Source organism: Neobittarella massiliensis (ex Bilen et al. 2018) (assembly GCF_900289145.1).
GTDB classification, from domain to species: domain Bacteria; phylum Bacillota; class Clostridia; order Oscillospirales; family Ruminococcaceae; genus Neobittarella; species Neobittarella massiliensis.
The window spans coordinates 132,182-144,598 of sequence record NZ_OKQO01000001.1 but is presented as its reverse complement, the minus strand read 5'-3'; the positions used below and the strand labels follow the sequence as shown (position 1 = coordinate 144,598).

Annotated in this window: 9 protein-coding genes and 2 tRNA genes; 4 read left to right on the top strand and 7 right to left on the bottom strand. The window is 60.0% G+C overall.

What is annotated here, in order from left to right:
* Positions 1–3 precede the first annotated feature (3 nt).
* Positions 4–1,401 carry a hypothetical protein gene (locus C6Y32_RS00790; RefSeq protein ID WP_105203260.1) on the top strand — a complete coding sequence of 466 codons (1,398 nt, stop codon included), beginning with the start codon at positions 4–6 and terminating at the stop codon, positions 1,399–1,401.
* Positions 1,402–1,670: 269 nt separating this feature from the next.
* Here C6Y32_RS00790 and C6Y32_RS00785 read toward each other — a convergent pair.
* The 5 genes from C6Y32_RS00785 to C6Y32_RS00765 all read right to left on the bottom strand — a co-directional run bounded on the left by C6Y32_RS00785 (position 1,671) and on the right by C6Y32_RS00765 (position 5,165).
* A tRNA-Ser gene (locus C6Y32_RS00785) sits at positions 1,671–1,761 on the bottom strand.
* Positions 1,762–1,799: 38 nt separating this feature from the next.
* Positions 1,800–1,886 (bottom strand) — tRNA-Ser (locus C6Y32_RS00780).
* A 194-nt stretch (positions 1,887–2,080) separates the two neighbouring features.
* Positions 2,081–2,998, bottom strand: coding sequence for a pseudouridine-5'-phosphate glycosidase (locus C6Y32_RS00775; RefSeq protein WP_105203259.1), 918 nt, complete (start codon positions 2,996–2,998; stop codon positions 2,081–2,083).
* A gap of 30 nt (positions 2,999–3,028) precedes the next feature.
* Positions 3,029–3,985 carry a carbohydrate kinase family protein gene (locus C6Y32_RS00770; protein WP_164998054.1) on the bottom strand — a complete coding sequence of 319 codons (957 nt, stop codon included), beginning with the start codon at positions 3,983–3,985 and terminating at the stop codon, positions 3,029–3,031.
* Positions 3,986–3,998: 13 nt separating this feature from the next.
* On the bottom strand, positions 3,999–5,165 hold the full coding sequence (locus tag C6Y32_RS00765) for a mandelate racemase/muconate lactonizing enzyme family protein (protein ID WP_105203257.1): 1,167 nt from the start codon (positions 5,163–5,165) through the stop codon (positions 3,999–4,001).
* Between the two features lie 234 nt (positions 5,166–5,399).
* Between C6Y32_RS00765 and C6Y32_RS00760 the strand changes: the two genes are divergently transcribed.
* Positions 5,400–6,539 (top strand): PfkB family carbohydrate kinase, encoded by a 1,140-nt coding sequence (locus C6Y32_RS00760; RefSeq protein ID WP_129589352.1) that lies wholly within the window; start codon positions 5,400–5,402, stop codon positions 6,537–6,539.
* A gap of 75 nt (positions 6,540–6,614) precedes the next feature.
* Here C6Y32_RS00760 and C6Y32_RS00755 read toward each other — a convergent pair whose 3' ends face one another.
* Together C6Y32_RS00755 and C6Y32_RS00750 are read right to left on the bottom strand one after the other, a co-directional pair.
* On the bottom strand, positions 6,615–7,934 hold the full coding sequence (locus C6Y32_RS00755) for an MATE family efflux transporter (RefSeq protein ID WP_370738801.1): 1,320 nt from the start codon (positions 7,932–7,934) through the stop codon (positions 6,615–6,617).
* A 35-nt stretch (positions 7,935–7,969) separates the two neighbouring features.
* On the bottom strand, positions 7,970–9,205 hold the full coding sequence (locus tag C6Y32_RS00750) for an MFS transporter (protein ID WP_105203254.1): 1,236 nt from the start codon (positions 9,203–9,205) through the stop codon (positions 7,970–7,972).
* A 188-nt stretch (positions 9,206–9,393) separates the two neighbouring features.
* Here C6Y32_RS00750 and C6Y32_RS15825 point away from each other — a divergent pair, with 188 nt between their 5' ends.
* Positions 9,394–9,984, top strand: coding sequence for a GNAT family N-acetyltransferase (locus tag C6Y32_RS15825; RefSeq protein ID WP_105203253.1), 591 nt, complete (start codon positions 9,394–9,396; stop codon positions 9,982–9,984).
* 1,559 nt (positions 9,985–11,543) lie between these two features.
* Positions 11,544–12,173, top strand: coding sequence for a DUF6198 family protein (locus C6Y32_RS00730; protein WP_105203250.1), 630 nt, complete (start codon positions 11,544–11,546; stop codon positions 12,171–12,173).
* Positions 12,174–12,417: the final 244 nt, after the last annotated feature.

Genomic DNA, 12,417 nt, shown 5'->3' with positions numbered 1-12,417 from the left:
CAAATGCCTATCAAAAAGCCGAGTATTATTATCAAGTTCGATTGTTCGGGGGAACAGACGGTTGGCGAGATCACCAAGATTGTCGGTCTTACCAGAGCCAGATTTTTAATTTCTATTATCGACGCGCTGGACCTAGAGGCCAATCCGCGCTCTGCAAAAACCGGACCGGTTACCGATGCCATACAGGAATCTATTGAAAATGACCCTCGGGTATTTCCATTCAAGACCAAAGGTGTTTTGTTGGCGTCTTCGCGGTACGATCGGCTGGAGAGAAATCGCATAAGGATCACCCCGGAGAGCCCTGAAATAGAAGGGATTTTAGATGGCGGCCACAATACGTTGGCAATTGGCCTGTATATATTAAATAGAGCCATGCAGCATAAAGGAATCCCTTTACCCCGAAACACCAAAACCTGGGATGCGTTTAAAGAGCTGTGGCAAAAAAACCGCGACATTATTGACGAGTACCTGGATATGTTGCGCCGAGAACCCGATAATGATGCGCTAAACTTTTTCGTACCTATTGAGCTACTGGTTCCCCGGGACGCAGAGGACGGCGGCTGTGTGGAATCATTCAAGAGCGACCTGCTTGAAATTTGCGCGGCGCGAAATAACAATGTGCAGCTGCAGGTATCGGCCAAGGCCAACCAGCGCGGGTATTTTGATACCCTGAAAAGCCTGATGGAGAGCTATGATGCCGACGTGAACCGCCGAATTGAGTGGAAGACAAACGACGGTGGTGAAGTGAAGGTGCAGGACCTCGTTGCACTGGCCTGGATTCCGCTGAGTTTGATCAACCCGGTGAGAGATTGCGACGGCAGAACCGTTGAGCCCGTATCTCCGCAAAAAATATATTCGGCTAAGGGCAGTTGTCTGAGCCAGTTTGAGCGGCTGATGAGCTCGCCTGAAGTTACTCTGGAGGTAGACAGTGACTACAGGCGAGAGCTGTACAACCCGGAGGTTTTGTCTGCCTTTGAAGTTGCCGTCCAGCTCCCGAAACTATACGATTACATTTATGAGATGTTTCCCAAATTTTACAATTTTGCCGGTGGGAGTTATGGCCGTATTACTGCGGTAAAGAGATTAAATGAAAACCGCCGTGAAAAAAAGGCGCCGTTTACCGCCAAAACGGTTGAGACACTGAGCCCCGACGGTTTTATTGCCCCACTGGTTTACGGATTGCAGGCGCTGATGGAAAACGCCGTTGTCGACGGCCATTCTGTTATTCGCTGGAAGCAGGAGCCGATGGACTTTTTGCGGGCAAACTTAGAAAAAGTTGTGGTATACTACGCCGGTATCTTTAGCATGTGCGACTATGACCCGCAAAAGATCGGCAAAAACGCCCAGAGTTACACGCAGGCACTATCTGGTTATAAGATGACTCTTGCCGGGATACTATAAGCCGGATTTGAATTTAAACCCTTGATAGGCCTTGCGTACTGTGGCTGCGCCCAGAGAAGGCGGAGCCGGTCGGGTATATGGACTTTTACCCGCCAAAAGATACCTTGTGATCTGGCAGTTGCCCGGTGCTGAGATCATAAATGATCTACTTTCATATAGCTAAAAAGCAAAAAGAGAGACAGACACGCGTCAGGTGTATCGGTCTCTCTTTTTTTACAGCAGTTATAAGATAGAAAAAACCTGCGGTCGCAAAATGCGGACCGCAGGTTTGGCGGAGATGGAGGGATTTGAACCCTCGCGACGGTTTCCCGCCCTACACCCTTAGCAGGGGCGCCTCTTCGACCTCTTGAGTACATCTCCAAAGTCAAAGGAACAGGGGCTATTTTATTAGGATCGGCTGGCGGAGAGGGTGGGATTCGAACCCACGGCTCTTGCGAGTCACTGGTTTTCAAGACCAGCTCCTTAAACCGCTCGGACACCTCTCCATCGCAAGTAACAGACATTATAATAGCATACCGGCATTTTTCTGTCAACTATTTCCGGGGTTTTTTTAAGCGCCTTTGGCCCCCTGTCTATACTCTGCCCAGTTGTGGCGATTTTACACTGCTGCGGTGTTGGACCGCCGTCTGCGCCAAAAGAGAAGAGCCTAAAAGGCTCTTCTCTTTTGGTTCTGGCAGGATCAGAGTGCAGCGTATGCGCGGGCGACCTGAGCGCCCACGACGGCGTTTGCCTTGACCATTTCGGAGAGCTGAACAAAAGAGCGGCCGCCGGTCATCTGCTTGATAGCCCGCAGGATAAACGGCGTGGACTCCTTGCCGCTGACCCCCTGCTGGCGGCACTGCTCGACGGCGCGGGTGATGACCACTTCCATCTCGTCGTAGTCGACGGCGTACGGTGCGGGGATGGGATTGGCGATGAGCAGCCCACCGCTCAGGCCCATAGACCACTTTGTCTTGGCGATACGGGCCGCCTCTTCGGCACTAGCGACAGCATAGTCGAGTGGAAGATGGCTGGTGCGGCTGAAAAAGGCCGGGAACTCGCTGGTGCCGTAGCCGATGACCGGCACGCCAAAGGTCTCGAGGTACTCCAGTGTGAGCTTTAGATCGAGGATCGATTTGGCGCCGGAGCTGACGACCGCCACATCGGTGTGAGCCAACTCTTGCAGGTCGGCGGAGATGTCGAAACTCTGGCTGGCGCCACGGTGCACGCCGCCGATACCGCCGGTGACAAAAAAGCGGATACCGGCCATTTTGGCAATGACCATGGTGGCTGACACGGTGGTGGCGCCGGCCCGGCCGATGGCGGCGTAGGTGGGCAGGTCGCGGCGGCTGACCTTGCCGATTTGATTTTCTTTTGTCTGGCACATATAGAGCAGCTCGTCACGGGTGAGGCCCGCGCGCAGCTGGCCATCGATGACCGCAGTGGTCGCCGGCACGGCCCCGGCCCCGCGCACGATCTGCTCGATCTCGAGGGCAAAGGCGGCGTTTTCGGGGCTGGGCATCCCGTGACTCAGGATGGTGGATTCCAGTGCCACCACCGGCTCGCCGTTTTTGAGGGCGGACTGGACTTCGGTGCTCATTTGCAGATAGCGATTCATGTTTTTCCTCCTTTATTTGTAAAGCGGTGGCTATCTATTACAGCTGGTTACAGCCGGCGCCCGCAGCAGCGCCTGCAGTGCGGTGAGGCTCATGTGCGGGTTGACGGTATCGGGGTGCTGCGTGGCCAGCAGTCCGGCGGCCAGAGCCATATCGAGACACTGCGTCGGCGCGCTTTTTTGGCAGTATCCCCACAGGAGACCGGCGGCAAAGGCATCGCCGGCGCCCACCGCGCTGTGTACCTGTTTGGCTGGCGGCAGATGGCGAAACAGACTGTTTCCAGCGCGGTCGCAGTAGTAACAGCCGCGTGCGCCCAGCGTGACCACCACCGCCTGTACCCCGATATCTAACAGGCGCTGGGCTGCCAACTGCAGCTGACGGCGATCGCCAACCGGCAGCCCGGTAAGCGCCGCCAGCTCGTAGACATTGGGGGTGACGGTGTGCAGGCCGTTTAAATAGGGCCGCAGGCGGCGGGCGTTTTGGGTGGAGACCGGGTCCCACAGTACCGGTTTTTGGGGGGCTATTTGCCGGGAGATAACGGCCATGAGCGCCTCGGGCAGGCTGCCGTCACAGACCAGCCAATCGGCGCGCTCGATGTCGTGCTGAGCGGCGGTGAGCAATTCTGGGCCCAGCTGGCGGTAAATGGACAGATCGGAGACTGCCACCAGCATATCGCCCTGCTCGTCGAGCACCACTAGGTGGGTGGCGGTGTGGCACGCCGGCAACACCGCCACCTGCTGGCTATCGATGCCGCGGGCGCGCAAGTCGGACAGCACAGCGCGGCCATAGAGATCGTCGCCCACCGCTGAGAGCTGCTGCACCCCAGCCCCCAGCAGCGCCAAATTGGCCAGAATATTGTGGGTGACGCCACCCACCGCGGTGTGTACCTGCCCCATGTTGGAATCGCGCAGGACGGGGCTGCTGTGCGGGTGCCCGCTGACATCGACGTTGGCAGCCCCGATGCCCAGTATGTGACTCACTGTGCTCACTATGCTCTCCCCTTTACTGTACGGTGTAGTGCAGGCCGTCGGCCATGGCCAGCGGCGACCAGCTGTCACCCAGGCCCGGGCGATCGGGCGGCAAAAACGCCCCCTGTACCGGCGACGCCGGGTACAGGGTAAGCGCCCTGTTTTGAGGGCGCTCTTGCAGGATGTGGTGCTCGTGGACCAAAAAGTTTGGCAGCGCTGCCTCTAGCTGGAGGGCGGCGGCGGTAGAGAGACCGGTGCCGCAGACATGCAGCTGCACCGCCACATCACTGGTCGCCGCCATATCGCAGATCTTTTTGACCTCGGTAATGCCGCCGGCGGTGCCGATATCGGGTTGGATGATCTGGATCGAGCCATCGGCCAGGTAGGGGGCGTACTGCCAGCGGGTGTAGATGCGCTCGCCGTGGGCGATAGGCAGCCCGGCCCCGGCGTGCAGCTGGCGCAGCAGTTGGGGGGTGGGGGTATTTCCCTCCTCTAAAAACCAGATGCCCAGCTCGCGCACCGCCTGGGCCAGTTGGACAGCGGCCGGCGTATCGGTGTTGCCGTGATTTTCGATGATGAGGTCGATCTCCTCCCCCACCGCCCGCCGCACCGCCGCCACCCGATCGTAAAACAGGCGCACCACAGATCGGGACAGCGGACCGTGCAGCGCACGGCGGTCAAAGGGGCCGCCGTCGGGCGCGATCTCTAAAAAATCTATCTTCAGGGCGGTATAGCCGTCCTCCAGCGCTGCCAGCGCGTTCTCGGCGTACTGCTGCGGAGTGCGGGCGCTCTGACGGTGGGACTTCCAACCGGTCTGCAGCTGGGAGGCATAGGCCCGCAGCGGTCGTTTGACACCGCCCAGCAGCTGCCACACCGGCGCACCAAAGTATTTGCCGCGGATATCCCACAGAGCCATATCGATAGCGGAGATCGCGGCGAACACCGCCGGGCCGCCGTTTTGTGCCCAAAAGCTGTGCCGGTACAGCCGCTCCCACACCTGCTCGTGAGCCAGCGGGCTGGCCTTTAGTACCAGCGGCGCCAGATCGCGCAGGGCCCCCAGCGCGGCGAAGCTACCGCGCCCGTAGCCGAGGGCAGCTTCACCGTCGCCAAAGAGGCCGGTATCGGTGTACACCCGGCAGCCCACCGGGCAGAGCGTATCTGCACAGTTGAGCCGAAACAGGTCGATCTTTTGCACCTGCATAAAAGTCCCTCCCTCTACAGCATCTGCTGGTTTAAATAAGCAATTACTATATTAGCACAGCATACGCTACTGTCAAGTGCCAGAACCGCCAACATTTCTCTTCCCTTTTGCAGCAGGTACACAAATGGTCGGCCAAAGGCAGCTATAGTTGGCTGTTCGGGGCCAAACATGCTATACTGAAAGCAAAAATGGGGCGGCCCGGTGGGGACGGCTATCGATACTGAGGTGTATGACATGACAGACAGAGAGACGGAGATCCTGCATATTATTGAGAAGGACCCCACGATCTCGCAGAACCAGATCGCCGATATGCTGGGCATCACCCGCTCATCGGTATCGGTATACATCAACAACATGACCAAAAAGGGTATCTTGCGGGGGCGGGGTTATATTATTGCCCGGGAGCGCTACCCGCTGGTGGTCGGGGCGGTAAATATGGATATTATCGCCACGCCCCAGCCCCAAGACCTGGCGGAACCACTGTGTGCCGGCCGTATTTTTGAGGACAGCCGGGTGGCGGTACGCTACGGCGGCTGTGCCAAAAATGTGTCGGAACTGCTGGTGCGGTTAGGCTGTGCGCCGCGGATGATCGCCGCAATCGCCGGCGACATTTTTGGCCGCAGTATTTTGCAGGAGTGCCGCGATCAGGGCATTGTGACTGACAGCTCGCTGGTTCTGGAGGGGGCCAGCACCTCGCTCATCGTGGAGGTGCAGGACCCCGGCGGTCAGCAGGTGCTCACCGGGCTGCGCTCGCGCAACATCGCCCAGCAGATCACGCCGGGATTTTTGCGCCAGCAGGCACCGGTGTTGAGCCAGGCGGCGCAGATCGTTATCGAGGACAAGCTGAGTGCCGAGACCCTGAGCTACCTGACGGCGGCGTGGGGTGACAGACCGCTGTTTTTACACGCTACCTCCTACTCTCGCACCGGGGTATATATCGGGCTGCTGGACCGCTTTCACACCGTGCTCATACCGCCGGAGATCGCCTGTATCGCCGCCGGGGCCGAGCGGACAGACGGCAGCGACTTGGGCACCGTGCGGGAGCTGGCCCGACAACTAATGCAAATGGGCGCTCGGCGGGCGGTGCTGCCGCTGCCCGACGGCACGCTGTGCCTGGCAGACGGTGCCGGCTATACCGTTTACGCACCGGCGGTGGGACGTACGGCGGGCTACACCTTTTACCGCGATGCGGTGATGGCCGGACTGGTGTACAGCTGCGACCGCGGTCTGGACGAGAGGGAGACGCTGCGCTTTTTGGCGGCCTGCCGAGAGGCGGCGCTGCAGAGCGGGGGCGGTGAGAGTTTTTGCCTGCCGCTGGTAAAACAGCAGCTGGAAAAAGGCGGCGGGCGCTTTTTCCAGGCCGCGTGGGCGTAAAAAACGCGCAAAAAGAGAGGGGCGGTACAGGGACCGCCCCTCTCTTTTTTACGCCTGTATATGCAATTTGTGCCGCTAGACCTGGTGCTGCCATTTTGCGCCCCGGTAGCGCACCCAGAAGCAGATGGCGCGCACCACCCAATCGAGAACCATGGCTACCCATACCCCGAACACGCCCAGGCCCAGGTATTTGCCCAGCACGTAGCTCATGGCGATGCGGCACAGCCACATGGAGAGGATGGAGGTGACCATGGTGAACTTGATATCACTGGAAGCCCGCAGCGCATTGGGCAAAATAAAGGCCGAGGGCCAGATGACCGTACAGGCCACAGCGTGGAAGACGAGTATTTGCCTGGCCAGCTCGCCGGTGGCGCTGGACAGACTGTAGAGCTTTAGGATAAACGGCATAACGAGCACGATGAGCAGATTGAGACCCAAGAGGCCCAGATGGGTGACCTTGAGCAGTTTTTTGGTGTAGTGGCGGGCCTGCTGGTAATCGCCCGCACCGGCGCATTGACCCACTACGGTGATGACCGCCAGACCGATGGCTGAGCCGGGGATGATCTGAAAAGTGGCCACTGTGTTGGAGACGGCATTGGCGGCGATAGCGGTGGTGCCGAAGGTGGCGATGAGGCTGGCCACCAGGATCTTGCCCAGCTGGAACATGGCGTTTTCCAGCCCGTTGGGGATGCCGATACTAAAGATCTTGCGGATGACCGCCGGGTGAAAGCCCAGGCGAAAGTGCTCGTCGATATGGATGGTGTTTTGTGGGTTTTTGATGAGCAGCAGCATACAGAGCGCCGCCACTGCCCGCGACAGCAGTGTGGGCCAAGCCACCCCGGCCACCCCCATGTGCAGGCCGTACACGCAGATGGCGTTGCCGACGATGTTGATGCCGTTCATGAGGATAGAGGTCTTCATGGAGACCTTGGAGTTGCCCATGGACCGGTACAGGGCGGCGCAGCTATTATAGATGGCCAAAAACGGATAGGACAGAGCGGTGATCTGAAAGTAGGTGAGCGCATCCTGCATGATGGCCGGTTCGACGTTGCCGAAGATGAGATTTAGGAGCGGGCGGCGGGCCAGCAGGGCGGCGGCCATGATGACGATCGACAGCACCGTAGTGGAGAGCAGCAGCTGATTGGCGGCCATGTTGGCGCCGTCGTTATCTTTGCGGCCCAGGTGTTGGGCGGAGATGACGGCGCCGCCGGTGGCCAGCGCCGAGAGCATATAGATGATGAGCACGCCGATGGTATCGACCAGCGAGACGCCGGAGACAGCCGTTTCGCCGACGCTGGAGACCATGATGATATCGATCATGCCCACCGACACGGCCAGCAGCTGTTCGACCAGCAGCGGCAGGATAAGCTTTTTTAAATCGCGATTAGAAAACAGCATGGAGCAGCAAGACCCTCTTTCGTAATGTGCTTTTAGGCGGCGGTATCGGCCGCGGGCTGGTGGGGACGGCCGGTGCGCTGGATAAAGATATTAGACACCAGCACCCCCAGCAGGGTGATGCCCACCCCGCAGTACAGCATGATGCGGATGCCGAACTGGTCGATGAGCCAGCCGCCCAAAAGCGAGCCGAACACACCGCCCAGCGTGTTGGTCACCGTCATGACCGCCTGTCCTTTGACCTTGTCGGGCTCTTCCATCAGGTCGTTGGCATAGTAGACCGAGGCGGGTATGAACAGCGCATAGGCGCCGATCTGGCAGCACTGGCTGACATAGACCCCCGCCACGCTGCCGGCCAGCGCCAAGGTGGCGGCTTTGAGCAGGAAAAACACCAGTGACACCCGCATGAGCGTATCGCAGCGCACCCGCTTTACCAGCCGCGAGAACAGCAGCATAGCCGGCAGCTCCAGCACTGCCGCCAGCGTGAGCGCGCTGCTGAACTGGGTCTCGGCTCCGCCCATATAGGTGACGATCTGCAGCAAGAAGTTATTGAGCATGGTGTGGAAGATGAATACACAGGTGCAGCCCAACATAAAGGCGGTAAAAGCGGGGTATTTTTTAAAGAAGTGCAGCAGCCCGCCGGACTGCGGCGGGACAGCGGCGGCCTGCTGGGGGGACGCGGCGGCGGCCGGACGGCCCGGCGCCCGGAAGGCCAGTGCCAGCACCATGATGAGTAGATACAGGGCCATAAAAGTGACCGGCAGCACATCGGCCCCAAAGCGGGCCACCAGCAGCCCCAGCAGATAAGAGGCGGCGGCAAACGCCACCGAGCCCACCCCGCGGGCGATGCCAAAGTCGATGGTGATACCCAGCTTTTCGTACACGAAGCCCAAGGCGTTGAGCAGGGGCTGGATGACGAACATGAGCGTACCTACCAGGCAAAACAGAGCCATGGTGATATAGAAGGTGTGGGGGATGATGAGCAGCACCCCCGAGAGCGCCGCGGTGATAAAGGCCACCAGCGCCACGATGTGCCGCAGCGGCACCCTGCGGGCGCGGTCGGCCAGCGCGGCCACTGCCGGTTGCAGCAGGGCGCCAAAGGCGTTGGCCAGTGCCAGCACTACGCCGATCTGGGTGTTGTCAAAGTCTCGCGAGAGCAAAAAGACCGAGGCAAAACTGAGGATGGCGCAGAATACCATCCAATAGGTGCCCTGTAAGCCGGCGTAGTGGGCCGTCATCCGCCGGGAGGCGGCAGTGCCTGATGTGGACATGAAAAATCCCCTCTTTCACGCGCAAACTGCGCAAATACGCTGATTTTCTCCCATAAAATATAAGTATAGCACAACTTCTTCCAGCTGTCAGCTGGGCAGTTGACGACAGCGGTGCGCTGTGGTATCATCACTAGCAAGATCTATATGGTCTTATTTTGTACTACACACCTGTGACACGAGGAGGAACTATGCAGAGCAGATCGCTGCGGGGCGAACAGATCGACCAGTTGTACCAGGAGCACCTGTGCCGGGATTTTCCCCCCGACGAGCGCAAGCCTTTGGGGCAGATCCACCGGGCGGTGGACCGGGGCATTTACCGGGTGGTGGGCTTTTACCGGGAAGATGCGCTGTGCGGCTACGCACTGCTGTCGGTGCTGCCGGGGCGCCGTTTTGGCTTTTTAGATTACTTTGCCGTAGTGCCCCAGATGCGCGGCGGCGGGATAGGCGGCCAGCTGCTGGCCGACCTGCGCCGGCAGATGGCCGACCTGCAGGGCATATTTTTTGAGGTGGAGCAGCCGCAGAGCGCCCCTGACCCCCAGCAGGCCACCCGACGCATACGCTTTTACCAGCGGGGCGGCTGCCGCTACACCGGTGTATACACCCGGCTGTTTGGGGTAAATTACTACATTTTATACCTGCCCTGTGCCGGCGATGCCGACGACGAGACGCTTCTTGTAGAGGTGGAGGCAAGCTACCGGGCGATGGTAGACCCCGCCCTATACGACCAAAAAGTGGCGATATGGCGACAGGCGCCGCCGGTCGACGGGCGCTGGTATTGACGTGGATCATGTCGCTGGCGCTCCAGCCGCTAAAGCAAAATGGGCCGGCATAGCTGCCATTATACCAGCTGCCGCCAAAAATGACGGCCCGCAGGCCCGGGCGCTGCCAGTAGCAGTCGCTGTAATAGGTACTGGCGCTGCCGCCGGTACAGGCGGTGGGAAAGCGGGCAGAGGGCAGTGCCGGGTCGTACCCCTGGGCGGTGATGTAGGACTCGTCCTCGGCCGCATTGCGGTAGGCCACCTTTTGGTAGGGGCCGGTGGTGGTGATATCGTCGTAATGGCGGGGGTCGGTACACACATAGGCCTGCCGATCGGCGATGTTGACGCCGTCGAGCCACTCCCAGGTGTTGCCGTAGGGATTTTCGATGCCCCGGTACACGATGGGCGACCGGCCGCTCGACGGGCCGTAGAGGGAGCCGGAGGAAGCCGCCACCCCGTCGGCGCCCCCGTTTTTCCAGACTGAGGTATATAGCAGCATGCCCGATGCGGCCGGTCCGCCGCAGTCTAGGGTGACACGGCAGAGGCCCTGCGGCTTTTGTTCGATGGCGGTGACGGTGGCGTGGGGGATGGCGGCGTTGTCGCCCAACTGAGGCCCCACAGCTACCCCCTGACCCAGCACGAACTGACAGGCATAGTCGGCATCGACCCACAGCTGGCGGCCGCCATCGGCCACCTGTTCGATGGGCCAGCGGTCACTGTAGGGCATATCGCAGATGCCCCGCAGCACCGACTGGCCGTTTAAGGTGGCGAACTCCACCACAAACAGCGGCTGCAGCAGGTCGCAGAGATAGGTGATATCGCCCATTTCCCAGCCGGGGCCGCGGCGGCGGCAGAGCGCGCGCCAGGTGGGGCGGTCGGTGCGGATGCGGCCATAGCCGCCGGCGCGGCTGGACACGGTGGCGACGACGCCTTTTTCGTCGTCGCAGCAGAGGTACGCCCCCACATACACCGCGCTGCGCTGTGTGCCGTCGGGCCGCACGAACGCCGGCGACAGCCGGTAACCGGGCACCGGGTCGGGCGACACCCACCAGCGGGCACAGCCATCTCTCTGCTCGTAGAGCTGGTAAAAGCGCGGGATCTCGACCATCACCTGGCCGCCGGTGCCGTCATCCCGGTACGCCGGTTGACCGGCATAGGCGAGCACCCGGCCGTCGTCGGACAGATTACAGCGGCGCAGGCCGCTCCAGGGCCGCAGCGCGTCGAAATCGCTCGCTGCCGGCTGACTGCCGGTGCCCACCGCCGCCTGCAGGCCCACCGCGTCGCCCAGCCGCCGCAGCTGTGGATCGGGCACACCCAACTCGTATTCTACCCCGTATCGTCTCATCATCTCTCTGCCGCCTCTCTCGCTATATAGTTTCTCTTACTATAGCGCGCATACGCGGTGCCGCGCAATACGGCGGCGCATATTTTTGTGCTCAGCTGCGTGCAGAGGGAAAAAATAACGCTTGGCACAGAGAAAAGGTATGATATGGGACCATTTGACTTTATCATGCCGCTGTGCTACAATCGTGGCGGGTGGGAGACTTCTGCCCGCTATACCACCGAAAAGGAGTACGGGCATGAACTTCCGCCGGGAGTGGAAAAATTATTTGACGATCATGCTGGGGGCCGCGATCTTGGCTTTCGGCATTTATAATGTGCACCGCCAGGCGGGTATTACCGAGGGCGGCGTTTTGGGCATGACCCTGCTGCTAGACCGCTGGTTTGGTATTTCGCCGGCGGTGGGTGAACTGGTGATGGACATCATCTGCTATGCCGTCGGCTACAAGGTGTTGGGCGGCGCGTTCGCCCGCTACTCGCTGGTGGCTACCTGCTCGTTTGCGCTCTCGTACGGGGTGTACGAGATGTTTCCCCCGCTGCTGCCGGACCTGTCGGCACACCCGCTGGTGGCAGCGGTGCTTGGCGCCGTATTCGTAGGGGTGGGCGTGGGCCTGGCCGTGCGGGTGGGCGGCGCCTGCGGCGGCGACGACGCGCTGGCCATGGTGCTGGCTAAAAAGCTGCGCTGGCCCATCTCGCGCTGTTACCTGTCTACCGACTTGGCGGTGCTGCTGCTGTCGTTGAGCTACATTCCGCTGGGGCGCATCGCCTACTCGCTGATCACAGTGACGATCAGCTCATTTTTGATCGGCAAAGTACAGACCGTGGGCAAAAAGGAGCCGGCAGCGGCCGAATGTGACCAACTGCTATAGAAGTATCGATATCAAAAGCCATCAGCCGACAGCGGCTGGTGGTTTTTTTACCGGCTAAAAAAGGACAGAGCTGGCAGGTATTTCTCCTGCGAATAGACGATTTCCTTTCCTGTTTGGCGCCACATTTTGTGCGGGTGGGAAAAAATCGCTGCCGGTGATTTACAGCGGCGGCGGCATCCCGTATACTGTAGCATAATACTCTGCTTACTTTGACGCCCGCCGCGGCACTTACCGTTAGACAAAG